Annotated in this window: 22 protein-coding genes, 1 pseudogene and 1 riboswitch; of the genes and pseudogenes, 6 read left to right on the top strand and 17 right to left on the bottom strand. The window is 49.8% G+C overall.

Annotated features, from left to right (window positions below):
- Positions 1–62: 62 nt before the first annotated feature.
- The 7 genes from NZD86_RS03320 to NZD86_RS03290 form a co-directional block, all read right to left on the bottom strand.
- Positions 63–221, bottom strand: coding sequence for a hypothetical protein (locus tag NZD86_RS03320; RefSeq protein WP_268045076.1), 159 nt, complete (start codon positions 219–221; stop codon positions 63–65).
- A 149-nt stretch (positions 222–370) separates the two neighbouring features.
- Positions 371–697, bottom strand: coding sequence for an antibiotic biosynthesis monooxygenase family protein (locus tag NZD86_RS03315; protein WP_268045075.1), 327 nt, complete (start codon positions 695–697; stop codon positions 371–373).
- A gap of 66 nt (positions 698–763) precedes the next feature.
- Positions 764–1,264 carry a CcdC family protein gene (locus NZD86_RS03310; RefSeq protein WP_268045074.1) on the bottom strand — a complete coding sequence of 167 codons (501 nt, stop codon included), beginning with the start codon at positions 1,262–1,264 and terminating at the stop codon, positions 764–766.
- Positions 1,265–1,342: 78 nt separating this feature from the next.
- Positions 1,343–2,368, bottom strand: coding sequence for a cytochrome d ubiquinol oxidase subunit II (locus NZD86_RS03305; RefSeq protein WP_268045073.1), 1,026 nt, complete (start codon positions 2,366–2,368; stop codon positions 1,343–1,345).
- Entirely contained in the window at positions 2,365–3,729 is a 1,365-nt protein-coding gene (locus NZD86_RS03300) for a cytochrome ubiquinol oxidase subunit I (protein WP_268045072.1), read from the bottom strand. Before NZD86_RS03300 ends, NZD86_RS03305 begins: the two co-directional genes overlap by 4 nt.
- A 103-nt stretch (positions 3,730–3,832) precedes the next feature.
- Complete coding sequence (locus NZD86_RS03295; protein ID WP_268045071.1) at positions 3,833–4,723, bottom strand: RluA family pseudouridine synthase; 891 nt, start codon at positions 4,721–4,723, stop codon at positions 3,833–3,835.
- A gap of 163 nt (positions 4,724–4,886) precedes the next feature.
- Complete coding sequence (locus NZD86_RS03290) at positions 4,887–6,110, bottom strand: benzoate/H(+) symporter BenE family transporter (RefSeq protein ID WP_268045070.1); 1,224 nt, start codon at positions 6,108–6,110, stop codon at positions 4,887–4,889.
- Between the two features lie 354 nt (positions 6,111–6,464).
- Between NZD86_RS03290 and NZD86_RS03285 the strand changes: the two genes are divergently transcribed.
- Complete coding sequence (locus tag NZD86_RS03285; RefSeq protein WP_268045069.1) at positions 6,465–7,346, top strand: LysR family transcriptional regulator; 882 nt, start codon at positions 6,465–6,467, stop codon at positions 7,344–7,346.
- A gap of 140 nt (positions 7,347–7,486) precedes the next feature.
- Here the strand turns inward: NZD86_RS03285 and NZD86_RS03280 are convergent, their stop codons facing one another.
- The 4 genes from NZD86_RS03280 to NZD86_RS03265 form a co-directional block, all read right to left on the bottom strand.
- Positions 7,487–8,212 carry an SDR family oxidoreductase gene (locus NZD86_RS03280; protein ID WP_268045068.1) on the bottom strand — a complete coding sequence of 242 codons (726 nt, stop codon included), beginning with the start codon at positions 8,210–8,212 and terminating at the stop codon, positions 7,487–7,489.
- A 54-nt stretch (positions 8,213–8,266) separates the two neighbouring features.
- Positions 8,267–8,773 carry a type 1 glutamine amidotransferase domain-containing protein gene (locus NZD86_RS03275; protein ID WP_268045067.1) on the bottom strand — a complete coding sequence of 169 codons (507 nt, stop codon included), beginning with the start codon at positions 8,771–8,773 and terminating at the stop codon, positions 8,267–8,269.
- 58 nt (positions 8,774–8,831) lie between these two features.
- Positions 8,832–9,155 carry a thioredoxin gene (gene trxA / locus NZD86_RS03270; protein ID WP_268045066.1) on the bottom strand — a complete coding sequence of 108 codons (324 nt, stop codon included), beginning with the start codon at positions 9,153–9,155 and terminating at the stop codon, positions 8,832–8,834.
- A 245-nt stretch (positions 9,156–9,400) separates the two neighbouring features.
- Positions 9,401–10,618 (bottom strand): IS110 family RNA-guided transposase, encoded by a 1,218-nt coding sequence (locus NZD86_RS03265; protein WP_268042741.1) that lies wholly within the window; start codon positions 10,616–10,618, stop codon positions 9,401–9,403.
- A 387-nt stretch (positions 10,619–11,005) separates the two neighbouring features.
- On the opposite strand from NZD86_RS03265, the gene NZD86_RS03260 reads away from it, so the two are divergent.
- Entirely contained in the window at positions 11,006–11,332 is a 327-nt protein-coding gene (locus tag NZD86_RS03260) for a winged helix-turn-helix transcriptional regulator (RefSeq protein ID WP_268046775.1), read from the top strand.
- 54 nt (positions 11,333–11,386) lie between these two features.
- Here the strand turns inward: NZD86_RS03260 and NZD86_RS03255 are convergent, their stop codons facing one another.
- Together NZD86_RS03255 and NZD86_RS03250 are read right to left on the bottom strand one after the other, a co-directional pair.
- A complete protein-coding gene (locus NZD86_RS03255; RefSeq protein ID WP_326492658.1) occupies positions 11,387–11,461 on the bottom strand; it encodes a hypothetical protein in 75 nt (24 codons plus the stop codon).
- Between the two features lie 25 nt (positions 11,462–11,486).
- A complete protein-coding gene (locus NZD86_RS03250) occupies positions 11,487–12,179 on the bottom strand; it encodes an SDR family NAD(P)-dependent oxidoreductase (protein WP_268045065.1) in 693 nt (230 codons plus the stop codon).
- A gap of 165 nt (positions 12,180–12,344) precedes the next feature.
- Here NZD86_RS03250 and NZD86_RS03245 point away from each other — a divergent pair.
- A pseudogene (locus NZD86_RS03245) lies at positions 12,345–13,390 on the top strand (LLM class flavin-dependent oxidoreductase).
- Positions 13,391–13,564: 174 nt separating this feature from the next.
- Here NZD86_RS03245 and NZD86_RS03240 read toward each other — a convergent pair.
- The 3 genes from NZD86_RS03240 to NZD86_RS03230 form a co-directional block, all read right to left on the bottom strand.
- Positions 13,565–14,497, bottom strand: a complete 933-nt coding sequence (locus NZD86_RS03240) for an aldo/keto reductase (protein ID WP_268045063.1) — start codon at positions 14,495–14,497, stop codon at positions 13,565–13,567.
- Between the two features lie 483 nt (positions 14,498–14,980).
- Positions 14,981–15,106, bottom strand: a complete 126-nt coding sequence (locus NZD86_RS03235) for a hypothetical protein (protein ID WP_268045062.1) — start codon at positions 15,104–15,106, stop codon at positions 14,981–14,983.
- Positions 15,107–15,229: 123 nt separating this feature from the next.
- Positions 15,230–15,362, bottom strand: a riboswitch (cyclic di-AMP (ydaO/yuaA leader).
- Positions 15,363–15,457: 95 nt separating this feature from the next.
- Positions 15,458–16,495 (bottom strand): HD-GYP domain-containing protein, encoded by a 1,038-nt coding sequence (locus tag NZD86_RS03230; protein WP_268045061.1) that lies wholly within the window; start codon positions 16,493–16,495, stop codon positions 15,458–15,460.
- A gap of 339 nt (positions 16,496–16,834) precedes the next feature.
- Here NZD86_RS03230 and NZD86_RS24670 point away from each other — a divergent pair, with 339 nt between their 5' ends.
- The 3 genes from NZD86_RS24670 (at position 16,835) to NZD86_RS03220 (ending at position 17,567) form a co-directional block, all read left to right on the top strand.
- Positions 16,835–16,942 carry a HAMP domain-containing protein gene (locus NZD86_RS24670; RefSeq protein WP_407655238.1) on the top strand — a complete coding sequence of 36 codons (108 nt, stop codon included), beginning with the start codon at positions 16,835–16,837 and terminating at the stop codon, positions 16,940–16,942.
- A complete protein-coding gene (locus NZD86_RS03225; RefSeq protein ID WP_268045060.1) occupies positions 16,943–17,269 on the top strand; it encodes a hypothetical protein in 327 nt (108 codons plus the stop codon).
- A gap of 88 nt (positions 17,270–17,357) precedes the next feature.
- On the top strand, positions 17,358–17,567 hold the full coding sequence (locus tag NZD86_RS03220; protein ID WP_268045059.1) for a hypothetical protein: 210 nt from the start codon (positions 17,358–17,360) through the stop codon (positions 17,565–17,567).
- Between the two features lie 174 nt (positions 17,568–17,741).
- Here NZD86_RS03220 and NZD86_RS03215 read toward each other — a convergent pair whose 3' ends face one another.
- Entirely contained in the window at positions 17,742–19,475 is a 1,734-nt protein-coding gene (locus NZD86_RS03215) for a methyl-accepting chemotaxis protein (protein ID WP_268045058.1), read from the bottom strand.
- Between the last annotated feature and the right edge of the window lie 32 nt (positions 19,476–19,507).

Genomic DNA, 19,507 nt, shown 5'->3' with positions numbered 1-19,507 from the left:
GAGATGGCGTATGTACACAGTCGTGGCCCCATTTCTGATGGTGACGCTAGGACGTTGACGCGTCAATTTATGGTTGTGCCCTTTTCTATGTCCTCTTGATTTATCATGTGTCCACAAAAGACACATTTATATCGGATTTGCTCTTCTGAACTTTCACTGTTCATGACATGATACTCGTGTTGGTGATCTCGCTGAACGGTCTCCTGATTTGCGTCAAACATGCTATCACCTCCGCTAGTATCATGCCCAGTTTTCGCAGATCCAATGTAGGATGCTTGATTTCGTAGTAAGGAGAAAAGTGTACAAGTCGTGGGGACAGTAGCCGTAGCATCCCTATATATAGTTAATGGAGAGTTCTTCGGGGGAGTGGTTAATGCTCATAACCATAGTCATGCTCGACCCTACAGATGCGGGTTCTGCACGCTTTGTACCAATCCGTCTTCCCCTTTGCTTGAGCGGTACTGTGCCGCTCATCGTTCTTCCAGTTCCGGATGGCGTCAAGCGAGTCCCAGTAAGACACGATGATTCCAAGCCCATTCTCGACACTTTCAGCTCCTAGAAAACCAGGCTGGTCTTGTACGAGTTTCATCAATTCGTGCGCCATATCACGATAGCCGTTCTGATTGGCTGTTGGAGTAGATGTAAAAATAACCGCGTAATATGGTGGATTCGGTGTTTGCGCAATCATTTCATTCATATCTTGTACGCTCCTCGCTCTAACCCACGGTGAATAATTGTCATTACAATATGTTGCTTGTATAGATTACATGGCTGTTTTGCGGCGGATCGATAAAGACTTTTCCTTGGTGATTTTGCGATACTCATAATACATCGCAATACGCCACGGGAGTAACATCCCAAACGCCAAGATAAAAAAGATGGCACTGGTTTGTGCGACGGTTAGATATTGATCGATTATCCCGTGCAGCGCAGTACGCAGTGCAAGCAAAACCAACATAACCAAGATAAATCCCTTTGAACGCTTAAGGTATACAGAATTCCCAGATGTATACATGTGCGACGTGACCATCAAAGGGTAAGACAGAATCGTTCCGACAATGAATGCTTCTAAACCGTACAGCCAAGGGACTCGCATCAATGGGTTGGCAAACATGATAAACCCCGTACTCATTGCAATCGAAGGCATGATAAGTTTGAATGACGACGTCGGTTTTTTTGCGGATCGAAGTCTCACCCAAATAACCAGCAAGGCCATACAAGTTGCGATTGACAACACCAGGATCGATCTCGTTTGCGACAGCACATTCCTCGTCCTCCGCATGATTTACTGGTTGAAACATATGTGTACGAGGACAGGGTTATTCTCCTCAGTTGTTCCCCGTCATGGCTTTGTCGCGTATGGTCTGTTCGCTAGGAAGACCCGCCAAAACCAAACGAATCCTGGGAACAACACAGCCAACCCCAAAATAAGAACCACAATAACCGCACGGAACATTGCCGAGTTTGTAAAGCTTTCGTTAATAGTCACAGCGGGATAAACCAAATATGGGAGATGGGCTAGTCCGTATCCCATCATGGCACAGCCGTACTGAGCAACGATGGCCACCGACGCCCACCTGAATCGGCGATTTAAGTCAGTGCCGCTCGTGACCATTAGTGCGTAGCCGATAATAAACAGACACCCGGACGCCACAAACCAAGGCCAGTGTGCAACCATATTCCTTTCCAACCAAGCAGCAGGGCGCGCAATACTCAGTGCCGTGAGGAGGGCGACAGCCATGTTGAGTGGTCCGAGCCATAGCGCATGTTTGCGATACACGCGGTATGCCGTTGCATCCTTGCCCACAAGTGCGTAGTCGCCAAGAATCAATGCCGAGAGGAACAACTCACTGGAAATGCCCAGCAAGATATAGAAATACAGCGCTGGTGTTTGAAGAAAGAGCGACGGGGAAAGCGTTAGGCGTCCCCCAACGTTGACGAGGAAGTTCCCTCCTTCGGAGATGGGGAAAATCGTCATAATCAATGCTGGAATCACCAGACCAGTTACCCCCGAAACAATTCTCAGCGGCCGCTGATATTCATCTATGGTGTGGGCGTACACCATGAACACCGTCCGAATGGTCAAGAAGATGAGTATCAATCCTCCTGGCACAAGGAGAATATTCCCCAGTACCAGCACGGCAGTGGGAAACAATCCAACAAGCGCAACATCAAATAATACGAGAAAGACATTCGTCACTTCCCATAGCGGTGACAAATACCGATTTGCGATGGTGGATGCGCGTACATCGCGGTCCCTGTAAAACACCATCGACCAAAAACCCGCACCAAAATCCACGGAGCCTGCGATACCGTAGATGTAAACGATTGCCCACAACAACGTGATCCCCCATAGTGCCGCACTCATGGCAACCAAACCACCCTTCTCGGTTTTGCTGTATCTGGATCAATATCGTCCTCCAGAGGATGTCGAGCGAAGTAAAACCGCAACACGGTAATACTGCCAACGGCGAGGATGGCATAGAGTATTAGGAAAAGCACAAACATCCATCCCACATATGGCGCAGATGTAACGGCGTCGGAAGTTCGCATGACGTGGTATATAATCCACGGTTGTCGCCCGATGCATGCGTAAATCCAACCGAGCTCAATGGCTACCATCGCCAGGGGACCGCAAATGACCGCTATTCCCAGAATCCATCTAGGAAACGGATACTTCTCGTGTCGCCGGATCCGCTTTACTGCCCACGCAAATATGGCGAAGAAGATGAGCGCTGTCCCAATCCCCACCATGCCGTCAAAAAAGAGATGGAGAAACAGTGGCGGCCAAGTGTCGCGAGGAAAATCATTTAAGCCCTTGACAACGCCATCCAGGCGGTCTGTCGCCAGCCAACTTAACATATCGGGCACCTTAATTCCGCCGATCACGTCTTGCCTAGACGGACTGACCCACCCGCCAATGACCAGCGGTGCATGCGCTTGTGTCTTAAATAAGCCTTCTGCCACCGCAAGTTTCTCAGGTTGATGGCCAGCAAGATACTTACCAGACATATCACCACTAATGGCGGCCACGAGCCCAAACGTGCCACCAAGCGCTAAGGACAACATCAATGCTTTGTACTGGTGCTGACGCTCACGATCCGTATGAGACTTTTTCAACAGACCGTATGCCGCCACAGCCGCTAGGACAAACGGGACTGCCATGTACGCGGTCATTAACACATGAAAATCTGAGGTGGGTAACGAAGGATTCAGGACGGCTTGCCAGGGGTGTACGTCCACCGCCCTTCCATTCTCAATGCGAAACCCTTGTGGAGCATTCATGAAGGCATTCGCATCCGTAATGAGCAATGCCGAAGCGGCTGCACCAATGGCAACCAACAATACACTTACTATGCGCCAACGACGTGGAATTCTGTCGGCTGCGTAAACGTAGATAGACATAAATAGTGCTTCCATAAAGAACGCAAAAATCTCTATCAGAAACGGAAGCGCAATAATCTGCCCGACGAGTTGCATAAATTTCGGCCACAATAGACTTAGCTGTAACGCCACCGTCGTACCCGTCGTGATACTTACGGCGAGCAGCACTGTGAATCCTCGTGTCCACCGCTTTGCCATAACGGCATAATCTGTATCGCCGGTCAAGGCATACGTGACTTCAGCCACTGTTACCATAAACGGAATTCCCACGCCGAGTGTGGCATAAATAATGTGAAATCCCAGCGTAGAACCGAACAATGCCCTAGCGAGATGAACGTGGTCCAAAATCGACACCCCTTCTTGAATCCTAAGGGGATTATTACCACATATTTTCATCCTATGCAGACGAAAAATAGTTCGATCAGATTCGACAAATTCCCCCGTCAAGTCAATGTCGGCTCTGGCTCTCACCCGCGAATAGCTTACGGAAGGACGACGGTATCGCCGTCTCGAAAGTCAATAACTCTTGCGTTACCGGGTGGCGAAAAGACAGGAGACGCGCATGTAGACCCAGCCGGCCAATGGGGTTTTTCTTCGATCCATACCGCCTGTCCCCGATGACGGGGTGACCAATGCTTTGCATGTGAACCCGAATTTGATTCTTTCTGCCGGTTTCCAAGTGCACTTCAAGGAGCGAATACTCGCCACTGGTACTCAGGACTTTATAGTTCGTCACAGCCTTAACCCCGTCTCCGGGTCGACTGACAAACATCGTCCTCGTGCTACTCTCTTTCAGCCACGTTTCAATGGTTCCTTCGGCCTTAGAGAGAGTGCCCTCGACAACAACGACATAAGCGCGCTCCAGGACGCTGTCATGCCAGGTCTCCTGTAGGGATTGCTGAACGGACTCACTCTTGGCAAACATCATGACACCCGACGTCTCCCTGTCCAGACGGTGGACAATGAATATTCGCCCCCCTTTTGCGGACTCGCGAACGTGGTTGGTGATAATGTGGTAAGCCGTTCTGTCGCGCTCTTGGTCCGTGGCGATGGACAGAAGGCCTGGTGGTTTATCGACGACAATCAAATGCTCATCTTCAAAGAGGATGCGGATGCCGTGCATGTCCTCACCTGGTGTCCCCACCGTAGCGAGAATCTTGACCGTTTGGTTGGGGCGAAGGGCGTGATCGTGACGTGTGACGATCCGCCCATCGACCATCACTTGCCCACGCGTCAGCATCGACTTCACTTTATTGCGACCTTTATTCGGCATACTCTCCAGTAAAAATGGAAGGAGCATCTGAGGATTCTGGACAGAAAATATTGCTTCCTTGGTCATATTCGGCGTACCTCCAGGTCACTTCGGGATAACGTTCTACTGCTGATAGTGTCCCGATCAGTGTCCCAATCGATGACAATGGAATGCCCAATTGCAATTGACAGAAGACACATGCCATGCAACGAACCCACTGATACTATCTGAAATAGCTGGATAAGTCTAATTATGCCGCTCTTTGGTCTCTTACTTCTTCTCGTTTATAATCACCCTTCTCCAGCACATACGAGACGCACGTCCCGCCAACCAGTCCCCAGAACGGGGCACCGATGTGCAGTATCGTGATCCCAGAGACCGTGATCAGAAATGAAAATAGAGCGCTCTTCTTAAATTTACCGGAAAAGCTCATATGCAGTGAATCCGTGAGGACACTGATCATTGCAATACCGCCCAGCATGGAAATGGTCGATGTAGGAATCATATTGGGAATGGATGCGGCAAGCGGAGCAAACAGCCCGAACAGAATAGATAAAATGCCGAGCGTGACAGCAGCCGTGTATTTCGAATCCTTTGGCCCGGACTCCTCACTCGCTAACAAAGCCGTCATAGGTCCCGCGATACATGACGTATGGGCGCCAAAAAATCCCGTGATGACGGAACCGATGCCGCTCCACCTCGTCATCGAGTTAATTGGCGGCTGATATTGCTCACTTTCGAGCACCGCAATACCTTGGGCGTTTTGAATGGCCACGACCGTCAGGACCAGCGGCAGCACAAGTTGACCCATTGTCGCCATATTCCAAGCCGGTGTGTAAACATGCGGCACGGCGATCCCAACCGAAACACCGTGTAGATGAACAGCGTGGGACAGGCACAAAGTGATGGCCGTAGCAATAATGGCCCCGAGAATGGGTGGGAATTTCTTTGCCAGCCCCGGCACGAATGACAACAACAAGAACACAACCAAAGGAATACCGTTTACCACCGGATCGTTCAGAACCGCATGAAACAGACCCACACCAAACGGTAAGAGAACCCCTGAAACCATGCCCATCATGACAGGCATGGGGAGAACTTTCATCACCTTCGCCACGACACCAGTGACGCCCAACAGGAGGATAATGGCCCCCGTTACAATATAGGCGCCGATGAGTTGAGACATTGAGTGATGGACGAGTGTTCCCCCGACCAACACGGCCCCCGGAATAGAAAAAGCATAGCCGATTGGCTGACGGAAAACTAACGCTTGAAGCAGTGTTAAGAGACCAGGGATGACATAAATCCCAAATATCCAGGATGTGACCTGCATTGAGGACAAATGTCCTTCCGTCGCTGATTGAAGAACAATTAAAAGTGGGCCCGTGACCCCAAACAACCACGCGATGAGTCCGCTCGATACGCTCCCCAGTGAAACGTGTCTCGGAAATTCTTTTACGCTTTGTACAAGCAAACCTTCTCCACCTACCTTGTTTATGTTGAATAACTCAAGCCTCGCAGTTTAAGGAATCATGGTCTGCCGGAGTTCCCCGTACTACAAGTTTCACGGACGAAAATAGCCCCGTACGCCGAAAAACCTCCGGTATTTCTACCGAAGGCCCACTGCTCAGACGACAGATCCATACGTCCTTCTCCATCCGCGAGTGCGAAACTTGGGTTATCCACCTTCGCTTGCCGAAGGATCTCTTTTGCGAATACGACCTATCCGTAAAGTACAAAGTTAAGTAAACACCAGCGTCGTTCATATGTAAAATATATATAATGTATAATGTAAATACTTTTTTCAAATAAACCAGAGGTGACCTTCGTGGACTTGAAGAAACTGCTGTACTTTGTCACCATCGTTGACGAGGGGCAGATCACACGGGCCGCTCAACGACTGCACATGGCACAACCTCCGCTCAGCTTACAGTTAAAGGCTCTGGAACACGAACTCGGTGTTCAGTTGCTGGATAGGAATAACAGCCGAGTTGAACCAACTCAAGCTGGTTGGACGTTCTATTATCGCGCAAAGGAAATACTCAATTCAGTCGACGGACTTGTGACCGAGATCAAAGAATTGGGAATGGGTGTTCGCGGAAAACTCTCTATCGGTACAGTCATGTCCTGTGTATCGTACCTTCCAAAACCGATACAGATCTTTCAGACCGCATTCCCTCAAGTAACTTTCCGGCTTTGGGAAGGAGATTCTCCCCAAGTCGAGGAACTGTTGCGGAATCGGTTGATCGATCTCGGCATCACCCGACTACCAATAGAATCAGATGACATTGAAATGATTCGATTAAGCGCGGAACCACTGGTTGCCGTTCAACCACCTGACTGGGGTGTACTCACCAACGAAACGATCTCGATTCATGAACTCAAAGGTCATCCGCTCATGGCGTTACATGGTCAGGGTAGTCGCGGGTTGTTCGGCATGTTTACGGAGATGTGCCAAAACTTTGGGTTTAACCCGGAAATCATCTGCGAGAGCCCCGATGTCGCCACCCTTCTAACTCTCGTTGATTCTGGGGTAGGCATTGCCATCGTTCCAAAGTTGGCTGTTCAGCTAAGACCAAAAGGAACGTTGTCGTACGCGGAAATCGTGCCGCAGATGACCTCTGATACAGCCATCATTTGGCCCAAAGGGAGGAAAATTTCAAAGGCGGCGGAGCATTTCAAGAGGATATTGATAGATGCAATCCAGTAGATGTCGGTAAGTGGGCGTTTTGGGGTGCGAGCGCACCGGATCGGCCGGGACCTTCACCCCCGCCCTACTCATCCCCGGCGTACTAAAACAAATCGACCGCCACAAAACAGCGTGGCGGTCGATCACAACGCAAACACGATTTACACCAAGTGAGCTCCACCGTCGATGAGTACTACCGATCCGGTCGTGAACTCATTCTTCGCCAGATAGACGTACGTTTCTGCAATGTCAGCCGGTGTGGCAATTTTGCCGACAGGCAACTGCTGTGCGATGCCGGAGAACATCTGTTGCCGATCTTCACTTGGCATACCAGCGTACACTGGCGTGTCCACGATTCCCGGGGAGACGACGTTCACCCGGATCGGAGCGAGATCGACAGCCAAGCCACGCACCAGTCCGTCAACTGCCGAGTTGATGGCCGCGAGCGTCGAGGCGCCTTTTGGCGGACGAACTCCGTAAACGCCGGAGGTCAACGTAATAGAACTAGCGTGATCGAGATATGGAATGGCCGCAAGCACGGTGACGTACTGACCCCAGAACTTGCTGTCAAACGCCCGTCTCGCGTCGTCTACAGCCAGGTCGCTGAAGTGGCCCATGGCACCTTCTCCGGCCGTTACCACCAGGTGATCGAATTTCCCGACCTGTTTGAAAAAGTCGGCTGCCTTTTCTTGACTGCGAAAGTCGAGTTCATGCCCCTGCACATCTGCGCCAAGAACTTGCTGAGCCTCCGCGAGTTTTCCAGCCGAACGGCTGGCAATCGTCACATGAGCTTCTTCGTCGATAAACGCCTTGGCCGTGGCTAGGCCGATTCCTGACGTGCCGCCGACAATGACCACACGTTTACCCTTCAATGACAACTGAGACAAGTGAATAGCCTCCTCGTCGAACTGATTCTGCTCTAGTCCATGCTCACAACAAAATTACAAAAGTTTCTTCGACTCCCGGATGAATGCCGGAATATCGTCTGGCGTCCGACTTGTGACCAACTGGTTGCCGCACACGACGACCTCTTCATCGCGGAAGTTGGCACCGGCGTTTTTGAGATCGACCTGAATCGACTTGTACCCGGTTGCGGCACGACCTTTGAGCGTTTCTGCTGTAATCAACAGCTGGGGGCCATGGCAGATGGCGAAAACGGGCTTGCGATCATCCATGAACCGTTTCGCAAAATTGACGAAGCGGTCATCGTCACGCAGCAAATCCGGAGAAAAGCCCCCTGGAATCAGTAAGGCATCAAAATCGTCTGGGCGAACATCATCGATGCTCGCGTCAACTGGTACCTTATGACCGTGTTTACCAACTACAGTCTTTCCTTTTTCCTTTTCAATTACAGTAACTTGATGACCGGCTTCTTTGTAGGCTGCCGCTGGCTCAGTATATTCCACGTCCTCGAAGAAATCGGTCAAAAGCACGGCGATCTTACTCATGTTATCTACCTCCAACTCATGACTATGATGATTAATCGTCTTTGAGAGGAAACCTGGATTACAAAATCCCGGACAGTTCAGCCATAATATTCTCTTTTGGCATATATCCGACGAGCTGTTTCACGGGCTGTCCGCCTTTGAAGACGATCATCGTCGGAATACTCATAATGCCGAACTGTCTCGCGGTTTCCGGATTTTCGTCGACATTGAGTTTTGCGACTTGCAAGGACCCGTCGAAATCGCTCGCGACCTCTTCTAGAACAGGCGAGAGAATTTTACACGGACCGCACCAATCAGCATAGAAATCCAGTAACACTGGTTTGTCCGTGTCTACGAAGGAAGAGAATGTTTCATCTGTAACCCACGTGATATTGTTGGCCATCTCACGTTACCTCCTATCCTGAAAATAATTGAGCGATGACCAGGGTAAAACGACATACTGAAATAAGCCCACCACAAGATGGGTTTTAAAAGGAACTCTGTGATGTCTGGAGGTCATTTATGCAACAGGTTTTACGGTGACCTATCCTGAAAATAATTGAGCGATGACCAGGGTAAAACGACATACTGAAATAAGCCCACCACAAGATGGGTTTTAAAAGGAACTCTGTGATGTCTGGAGGTCATTTATGCAACAGGTTTTACGGTGACCTCCAACCCGAGTGATTGCAACTTCCGGATCGCCTGCTTTACGACTGCGTCTTTCTTGCGTGCTTCGTAATATGTTGGGCCGAGTTCAATATAAGGCTGACGTCGCTGTAACACGTAATACACGATGGTTAAGATGCTGTGGGCCACTGCAACTGCTGCACGGTTTTTGCCTCTTCGAGCTGCAATTCGATGGTACTGGGCAGAGAGATAAGTCTGCTTCGTTCTCGCCGCTGCGCGTGCTGCTTCCACCAGCGCTGCTCTGAGTTTTTGATTCCCTTTGCGTGTTTTCCCCGACTTTCGTTTCCCGGCGCTTTCATTGTTCCCTGGAGCCAGTCCTGCCCAAGAGCATAAATGGGCAGCAGACGGAAATTGGGTCATGTCTGTCCCAATTTCAGCCAGAATTTGTTCTGCTGTTCGTCGACCGACACCGGGGATGGTGTCCACTAGCTCCAGGTCTTCTTCAAAAGGGAGCATGCGCTCCTTGACTTCTTCATCCAGCCGGGCAATCTCTTCATCCAAGTAATCGATGTGACGTAATTGGGCTGCCAGCATCATTCGTTGGTGGGAGCCCATAAGCCCATTCAGTGCCTTGTGCAAATCGGCCTTCTTCGCCTTCATCCGGCCTTTGGCTAACCCTGACAATACCTCCGGGTCTTCTTCTCCGTGGATCATTGCTTCCAACATCGCCCGCCCAGATTTGCCAAGTGTATTGCTGGCCACTGCAGAAAGCTTGATGTTGGCACCTTCCAACACCTTTTGAACCCGATTCACCTCTCTTGCCCGCTCGTCAATGAGACTTCGGCGGTAGCGAATGAGTTCTCGTAGTTCCCGTTGTTCACGGTTGGGGATGTAACTGGCTTGCAACAGCCCGTGGCGGAGCAATCCGGCGATCCATTCGGCATCCTTCACATCGGTCTTACGGCCCGGAACGTTCTTCATGTGCTTGGCGTTCACCACAAGCACTTGACAGTCCGCCGACTCCAGAAGGTTGTAGATTGGCTTCCAGAATGAAGCTGTGCTTTCCATAGCAACATGCGTGCATTCATGTTGTCCTAACCAGTCAACCATCTCCAGGAGATCCTCCGTCATCGTGGAGAACGTGCGAATCTCCTTGGCCTCCGGCGTCAGCACACAGGCGACCACCGTCTTCTTGTGCACATCGAGGCCGCAACAACGTTCGTATACGACATCCATGCCAATCCTTCCTGATGGACTGGTAATATTGAAGGGCTGGTGCAACGACCATAACGGATCATTCTATCCTGCGTGCTTCTCCGAGGAGGAGAGCGACATTCTGTGGTGCACCTGGTCGTCGTAGTCAGTCTAATCAGCGGGCTCGAGGCACCAAGGAGTGACGACCTGCCTTCGCCAGCCACCAAAAAATCATTCAACACAAAGGCATTTTCATCCTTCTGCTGGTGCCGCCCCGGCGGCATGGGAGTCTATTCTTTTATGTCAATCCAATAACGTACAAACTGTTGTTCAGTTACTTTTTGTAACCGATAATGAAACTATACATCGTCACTTCTAGTCAGTCAACCGATGGGGTAAAATCAATGCAGGAGGCGGAAACAGATGGGTATGAATGCGGACGATAGTGCTCCACTTTGTTCGAAATTCCAATGGGCTTTCACACTGCTGGGACGGCCTTGGACGGGGATGATCGTTCGGGCGTTACTCAACGGGCCCAAACGCTCAAAAGAAATCCTCCAGATGATTCCGAACATCAGCAGCAGAGTTCTTCATCAACGATTAGGTGAGTTAGAAGGTGCGGGAATTGTTGAACGCACCATCTATGAAGAAAAGCCCGTTCGGATTGAATACGGCTTGACGGAAATGGGCAGAACCCTGGAACCCGCCATGGATGAAGTGCAGAAATGGGCTGACAGGTGGTGTACAGAGAACTGAGCAAGAACCAGTGAGGATGAACTCCCCCTCGCTCGCCCTCATAATGAATTTTCATTAGACGCCCCTCAATGAACCCCCGTTTACGGTGTACTCTGACCCAGTGACGTAGGATGCTTGATCAGATGCCAAGAACAATACGACAGACGCGATTTCCTCAGGATCCCCCGATTCTCCCGATCGGAAGTTGACGCACGTTTTTCGCAAAGTGCGCAATGGCCTGGTCTTTATCCATTTCAAACTGACGTGCTAATTCCTCCGCAAATCCGCCTGGTTTCTCCCAGAGAGGGGTTCTAGTAGGCCCAGGTGAGACGGTGTTGACCCGTATCCCATACGGACCAAATTCGTTGGCTAAGGCTTTCGACAGGCTTAACATCGCCGCTTTGGAAACGCTGTAGTCGACCAACATGGTATCCGGCTGTCTGCCGCTTTCCGATGATATGTTGATAATGACGCCTTGTTTCTGTTCGACCATGTGTGGAATCACAGCACGACTTGTCCGTACCATACTCATTAGGTTGGTTTCGAGAACGGATCGCCAGTCCTCGTCGGAAACGCTGAGAAATCCTTCCCGTGCGGGTGCGATACCGACGTTGTTCACCAATACATCGACCCGACCAAACACTTCTATCGCCCGCTTGATGACAAGTTCCGGGCCTTCAGGCGTGCTGAAGTCCGCAATCACCGGGACAACGGTGTCTTCTCCGCCAAGTTTCTTCAGTTCATCCGGATGTCGACTGGCTCCCACGACCTTGGCACCTTCACGTAGAAAACCCATCGTGATGGCGAGACCGATTCCGGCACTGGCCCCTGTAACGACGGTTACCTTATCTTTGAGTCCTAATTCCATCACACACACCTCCCGTTAGCATTCCTGAACTTATAGTAAACTTCCGGGCAGCATATACTTCATAAAGCCGCTTGGGGATGAAACGTCAATAACCCTTCCGTGAAACCTTTACTTTCAACATCATGAGTCGTGTGAACCCGCACGTTCAAATGGAGGGCTTTTCAATTGTCTGATCCAAATTCTCAAAATACAAACGACAAACGACTCAGCGATACACCCTTATCGGTTCTCGATCTCGCACCGATTGTAACTGGCGGCACACCAGCTGAAGCTCTCCACAGAAGTCTCGATCTCGCCAAGCACGTGGAAAAATGGGGATTTAAGCGGTATTGGTTAGCCGAGCACCACAACATGGCTGGAATTGCTAGTTCCGCGACAGCCGTCGTGATCGGATATGTGGCCGGAGGAACCTCCACAATCCGTGTCGGTTCAGGCGGTGTCATGTTGCCCAACCATGCGCCACTCATCATTGCCGAGCAATTCGGGACGCTTGAATCGCTATATCCTGGCCGCATTGACCTGGGACTCGGGCGTGCCCCGGGAACGGATCGCGTGACGGCTCGGGCACTTCGACGGGATCTGAGAAGCCGTGGAGAAGAATTCCCAGATATGCTGGATGAGTGCGTTCCTATTATGAACCGGCTATTGGTGAAGCACGTGGTTCCCGCGTTCATGCCATTCCGGGTGAAGGTTTGAACATCCCTATATGGCTATTGGGATCGAGCGATTACAGTGCCCGGTTGGCCGGGATCCTCGGCCTACCGTTTGCTTTTGCTGGGCAGTTTGCACCTGAAAACATGTCGCTTGCACTGAGTGTGTACAGAAGCAGTTTCGAGCCGTCAGAAATCCTCGAAAAACCATACGCCATGGTCGGTGTGAACGTCATCGCGGCTGACACGGACGCAAAAGCGAGCTATCTCGCAACGACACAACAGCAAAAATTCTTGCAATTGATACGTGGACTGCTCAGCACCAGCCAATCTTTACCGCCAGTCGAAAGCATGGAAAGACTGTGGAACGAAGAGGAGAAGGCTGCCGTCGAGAGACAGTTGCGCTCTTCCATTATTGGCGGTCCCAACGTCGTCAAAGACAAACTGGAGGCATTCCTCGACGCGACCCGTGCCGATGAACTGATCATCAATACGGACATTTTCGATCACGGTGATCGCCTTCACTCATATGAAATTCTCGCGACTGTGTGGAAAGGGTAACTGCGCCTCGACGAATAGCGACTTACACCAGCCAACGATTATATTTCATATCCGATTTTGAACAAAATCGGTCCACATGCTGGTACGATGAAATCATCACCCTTACCCCATAACTTGGCCGTGGCACTGTGCCACGGCCCCTTTTTTGACTTATCAAACCATTTGCTATTCACATCAACTAAAAATGCGGTCTATCTCCCTGATCTCATCCGCTGTCAGTTGCACTTCCAAAGTCTTTAGGTTATCCAGTACCTGTGCTGCTCTCTTTGCACCTGGGATCACCGCATCAATGGAATCGCGCGTTAAATACCAAGCAAGCACAACGTGTGCAACTTCCACGTTCTTGTCGTTCGCGATTTTGCGTACCCGTTCTACCTTGTCTAGGTTCTCCGCGAACGTGCTGCCCTGAAAGTGCGGCATCTTTGCACGGAGGTCATTGAATTGCATGTCCTTTGTATATTTACCGGCTAGCAATCCGGAAGCGAGAGGAAAGTACGGTACAAATGAAATGTTGTGCTCAGTTGTATAGGGTAAGAGCTCTTTCTCTGCGTCACGTTGCAAAAGGTTATATTCCCCTTGATAGACATCTACATAGCCGTCTTTATTCCCTTCCTTCAACTGGTCCATGCTGAAATTCGAGACGCCGATGGCTCTGATCTTTCCTTGATCCTTTAGCTCTTTCAAAGCCCCAACTGCTTCGTCTTTCGGTGTACTTTCGTCGGGAAAGTGAATGTAGAACAGGTCGATGTAATCTGTCTGGAGACGTTTCAAACTGCCTTCCACCGCTTGCTTGAGAAATGCCGGCGAATTGTCGAAAACCACATCTTGGCCGACAAACTTGTGTGCCCCTTTTGTTGCCAGGACAACGTCGCTCCGGTTTCCAACTTCACGCAAGACTTCTCCAACCAGTTCCTCTGATCGCTCAGGACCGTAAATAAAAGCTGTGTCTAAGAAGTTCATTCCGTGTTGTAAGGCTGTGCGGACTAATTCCTTGCCAGCCTCTTCATCCAGGTTAGGGTATAGATTGTGCCCTCCGACCGCATTCGTTCCCAGTCCAATGGGATTGACGTACAAATCTGACGTACCGAGCTTTGTCTTCGTCGTCATTTCTGAGCTCATCTCCCGTTTTTTTCATCTGCCCATCATGATATCAAATAAATGACCCGAAATATACAAATGTAACTAGCGAACTTATTTAAAGTTATGGTTGGTACGATGTCGTGCGGTTCTTGTTGCAACCAGGGCCATGCACAGCCACAATGCGTTCGCCTGTTTCCTCCTCACCATTTCGGATGCGACAAGGGCACCGACGACAAACCCAATTGAGTTGCCCCTTCCCACCTGTTTAAGAGACATGCTGCGTCAGCAACCGCTCAAGAGCGGAAGTCCCCTTACACACAGTAAAGCAGCCCTTGTCATTCCAAGGGCTGCTATTGTTAAAAGTATTTACTCAATTGGACGGTTTGATTCTCGAACACATACGTCACCCTTACAGAGTAAATCAGGTCATCTTGTGACTGAAGTGCATTCTTACACTCTCCACACTGTCACCAGCAATGACATATTTCGCGTCTGGCGTCGTAAACTGAATTACGCGATTTTCCATATCAACGTCGTATCCCCAAGGTGGATTTCGAACGTATCCCCCGCATCCGTGGTGATAATCAACTCGCCCCAATCCTTTAACTGTTGATAGACCGTGTCCATCTTCATCATGAACCTCACCTCGAATTTGTGATTTGAATATGGATGTAGAAGGTCGCGCATGGCGACACAAAACCCCCGTGGAAAGTTCCTACGGGGGACTGGAAGTGAAATACACATGGGTGAGCATTCGATCACACCTCTCTTATCGCTGACGAAGTTAGCTGTCGGATTCGGAAATAAGAGACTTTCCTACCAGTCGTAAGACTGGATTCACCCCAATTGATTGGTTCCTCCGCTTCCTTTCGGAACTAAGCTGTGTGATATGAACTTATATAACATAATATTCGAAGACCATAATATGTTTTTGTGGGTAGTCAGAAGAAAATTTCGCATGATCTTGCTTTTGGACGAGCGGGGAGATCACCGATGTGTGTCAAGACCAGCAAACTCGTCTTCTAGAGTAAGTCCGGCGTCTGCATGAAATACCAGCGTTTTCTCGTTGACGTCTACCTCAATCTCCAGTCGATCTTCCTGCCGAATTTCCATGACGGTACCCCTGCGTCCGTCATCAAGGGTCACTGGTACTCCTTTGAGGCCGGAACATATCGAGTTGAGAAACACAGTTGCAAAATTCATATCGTATTTCACGCGTTTACCACTGTTAATCTCGTCCAGCACTTCAAATATCGATACCGCTTTTTTGTACACACGATTGGAAATCATCGCATGAAAAACATCAGCAATTGCCACGATTCTTGCAAACAACGCCGTTTCTGTTCCCGGTGAACCGAATGGATACCCACTGCCATCCATTCGTTCATGATGTTGAAGTGCCGTAAGCGCCTGTCGTAAGGAGAGACCCTTCGTCTTTTCCATGACCTGATAACCATAGACGGTATGTTGCTTCATTAAGCGAAACTCATCATACGTGAGTGAACCTGGTTTGTTTAGTACTTCCTCTGGGACCTTTATCTTTCCTATATCATGCATAGTTGCGGCGACGATCAAGGCCTGCAAATCTGTGTCGTCCAACCCCCACAGTTGACCAATGCGGGTAGAAAGGACGCCAACAGCAACACTATGACGGACTGTATATTCATCATGAGCCCGGAGTAAGTTCAACAAAGAGGTAACACTTTCGATTTGGCTAAGCTTCATGATGAGAGGACTAATATTATCTTCGATCTCTTTGAGAGGAAGCTGTTCACGCCGACGAACGAAGTGGAGAACATCGTGCAGTTCATGTGTGACGTCTTGTAAAAAATGCTCATACCTATCCCGTTCATTCATATACGTGATCGCATGTCTTTCGGCCTTTAATGCTTGCGCTGGTGTGAGTATCTGGCCTTTCGAAAGTACAAGCGCCCCATGCCGACTAATGAGATTAGTCGGAACCGGTCTTCCTATGAGCCTTCTTACACTCTGACTGTCGTCCATGCCCACCATCACTTTCCTCACAAGACGTTCATCTATATTGTGCAAATTTCTTTGTCAGCTTATCAAACTATGGTATGGATGTACTATATTTATGTATTATACCCTGAATACTGGTATGAATCGAACCCATACCGCAACCAACATGTGGAGTGATGCCCAGCGTCCAGGCATTTGCTCACACTCTATCAGTTATTTCTGAATTATCACCGGGACTGTGTTCATGCTGGATAGAGACAATATGTACCTCTATTCTGCAGTCCTCAAGCCCGGTACAGTAGACAAGACATCTCCCCAAATTAAAGCCATGTACGCCTCAGATAGCGGGGAAGTTAAGTACACGTTCAAGGGTTCTCAGAAGAAATTCAAATCAAGAGTCGAGATGAGTTTGGCCAGCTCGGAGAGAGCTTTGATCAAATGCGCGGATCACTGCGGTCTATTCTTCAAGACGTCAGCAATACGTCCCAATAAGTGGCAGCATCCGCTGAAGAACTGATGGCAAGTTCCGACCAGAGCGGCCAATCGGCTCAGAGTATCGCTGAGACCATCCAAGAAGTTGCGGCCGGATCGGAAAAGCAAGCTGAAAGTGTCCAACGGAGCACCGGTGTTGTCCAGGAGATGTCCGGCGGGATTCAGCAGATCTCCGTCAGTGCGCAGTCCGTTTCCACAACCGCGGTTGACGCGTACAATGCGGCATCGGAAGGGCAACATTCGATCCACTCCGTTGTCGAGCAAATGCAGCACATTCATACGACTGTTGGCGACTTGGCCAGTTCCGTGGCAAAACTGGTGAATTGATGCGGTCAGACAGGCAGACGAATCGTTTAATTCCATTCGGGAATCAGTAACGAGCGTTGCGGATCAGATCCACGAAGTTTCAGCCGCGGTGGAAGAAATGTCGGCAAGCAGCGATGAAGTGGCCGGATCCATCCGCCACATAGCAGAAGTTGCGGCGACAACAGCAGCGGGAACACAGACTGTTGCGGCGGCTACGGAGGAACAACTGGCATCGATGGAGGAAATCACTGCCTCCGCTACCGAACTCGCACGCATGGCGGAAATACTCCAAACGACGGTTTCTAGATTCACCGTGTAACCGCCCTCAGTGGTGATTGCTTTGGTGCTTCCATGGTGTTAGTTCGCGCATCCCGTATCAAAAAGCACACTTAACGAATAACGTGTTCGTTAAGTGTGCTTTGTTTTCTTTAACGGACGCAATTCCGTTAGCTTGATTCTGAGCGTGTAGTGGCCGTCCCCTTAACACCTGCTGTTACACTCTAAACTGCGCCACCAGCCCTTGCAGTTCTTCCGCCATAGTCGACAATGTTGACGCTGATGCCGTGATTTCCTGGAGTGATGCCAGTTGCTCCTCACTAGAGGCTGAAACCTCCTGGGTTCCAGCTGCAGTGGCTGCCGCGACTTCAGAAATGGTCGTGATGCTCGACACGACTTGCTCACTTCCCATTGATAGGTCATGGATGGTAGCCGACACATCCTGGATTTGTGAAACCACATGCTCGACAGACTGCTGAATTTTCGTAAAAGCACTGCCAGCCGTGTTCATGGATTCAATGCCTACGGCAACTTCTTGACTGGCTGCTTCAGTTGTCTGAACAGCTTCTTTTGTTTGTGTCTGAATGGACTTGATCATCGTGACAATCTCTTGAGCCGAGTCTGCAGATCCCTCCGCTAGCTTTCTCACTTGAGAAGCGACAACAGCGAATCCGCGACCATGTTCACCAGCTCGGGCAGCTTCAATGGCAGCATTCAGAGATAACAGATTGGTCTGTGCTGCGATCTCTGTGATCACCCTAACGACCTGGTCAATTGCTTGCGAATGTTGATCAAGCTCCGACATCGTCTGCGCTAAAGACCCAATCGTTTCATTGATAGAGTTCATTTGGCCCCGAACTTGCTCTATGACACTGGCACCTTGACTCGCAAACTCAGACGAATGAGATGCGGTTTCCACGACACTTTCTGTATTGGAGGCGATTCGCTGAATCCCCAAGGACATGCCCTTAATGGTACTTTCGCTCTCCTCCGTAGATTTTGCTTGTCGATCCGTCCCCACAGCCACTTCCTGAATTGCACGTGAGACGTGCTCGGTGGCTCGACTTGTCTCTTCAGCACTGGCCGTAAGTTCTTCCGCTGCTGCAGCAACCTGCTGTGAGGTGTCAGTGACTTGAATAATGAGTTTTCCGAGGTTGTCTTTCATATAATTCGTGGCCCTGGCTAGTTGTCCAATTTCATCTTTGGACTTGATGTGAATATTGTCGCCCGTAAAGTCGCCCTCAGCGATTTTCAGGACACCTGCCGCCACGTCTTGAAGTGGTCTCGTGGCGCGACGAATGTAAAATGCAGTAAGTACACCGATGACGAAGCCAATGACCGCCAGAATGATGTTGATTGTCGTTTCAGTATGACCGTATTTAATGACTGCGTTTGTATCGTGGCCCAACTGCGTATCTGCAAGCTTTTGTAACGACTGCAAGTCATCGACAACAGAGAAAAAGGAATTTGCAATATCGGTTTGTTCGTATTCCAGTCGATGGGCCACCGGATAGTTTGTTAAATCCGCATTTTCGGCTTGTTTGTACAGCGTTAGATACGGTTTCGCATCCGTATTCATTTTGTTAAAAAGTGATTTCTCTTGAGGCGTTAAATAGGCATACAATGCTTGCATTTGTTTCAGGGAAGAATCATAGCTAGCCCTGCCTGCATCAATGGATGAAACGACTTCCTGTGCTAGCTTTTTATCAGGATTGGGTCCTAAACCAATAAAATACGCGAAGTTGTCGTCAATCTGGTAAAAGGACGCATACAGTTGATCCGTCACCAACCTGATCTTCATGTCACGGTTGCTCATGGACTCCACTTTGGTGCCCATCATGGACGACATGGAGATAGACGTGATCACTGTGCCGAGAAATACGACGAAAAAGGCCAGCACGAAGCATAATACTTTGGTTGATAACCGAACCCCATGTTTTGAACTGTTCATTCTTGTAGGTCCCCATTTCTTTTCGCGTCAGT

The organism is Alicyclobacillus dauci (assembly GCF_026651605.1).
In the GTDB taxonomy this organism is placed as follows: Bacteria; Bacillota; Bacilli; order Alicyclobacillales; family Alicyclobacillaceae; genus Alicyclobacillus; species Alicyclobacillus dauci.
The sequence above is the reverse complement of the archived record's forward strand: the minus strand, read 5'-3'. Positions and strand labels throughout refer to the sequence as shown.

Coding starts and splice junctions, on each gene's coding strand:
- NZD86_RS03275 (WP_268045067.1), bottom strand. CDS start 8,773: ATGAGTAAGATCGCCGTGCTTTTGACCGATTTCTTCGAGGACGTGGAA.
- NZD86_RS03265 (WP_268042741.1), bottom strand. CDS start 10,618: ATGGATGTCGTATACGAACGTTGTTGCGGCCTCGATGTGCACAAGAAG.
- NZD86_RS03320 (WP_268045076.1), bottom strand. CDS start 221: ATGTTTGACGCAAATCAGGAGACCGTTCAGCGAGATCACCAACACGAG.
- NZD86_RS03250 (WP_268045065.1), bottom strand. CDS start 12,179: ATGGAATTAGGACTCAAAGATAAGGTAACCGTCGTTACAGGGGCCAGT.
- NZD86_RS03215 (WP_268045058.1), bottom strand. CDS start 19,475: ATGAACAGTTCAAAACATGGGGTTCGGTTATCAACCAAAGTATTATGC.
- NZD86_RS03240 (WP_268045063.1), bottom strand. CDS start 14,497: ATGACGACGAAGACAAAGCTCGGTACGTCAGATTTGTACGTCAATCCC.
- NZD86_RS03305 (WP_268045073.1), bottom strand. CDS start 2,368: ATGAGTGCGGCACTATGGGGGATCACGTTGTTGTGGGCAATCGTTTAC.
- NZD86_RS03295 (WP_268045071.1), bottom strand. CDS start 4,723: ATGACCAAGGAAGCAATATTTTCTGTCCAGAATCCTCAGATGCTCCTT.
- trxA (WP_268045066.1), bottom strand. CDS start 9,155: ATGGCCAACAATATCACGTGGGTTACAGATGAAACATTCTCTTCCTTC.
- NZD86_RS03315 (WP_268045075.1), bottom strand. CDS start 697: ATGAATGAAATGATTGCGCAAACACCGAATCCACCATATTACGCGGTT.
- NZD86_RS03235 (WP_268045062.1), bottom strand. CDS start 15,106: ATGATGAAGATGGACACGGTCTATCAACAGTTAAAGGATTGGGGCGAG.
- NZD86_RS03260 (WP_268046775.1), top strand. CDS start 11,006: ATGAATGCGGACGATAGTGCTCCACTTTGTTCGAAATTCCAATGGGCT.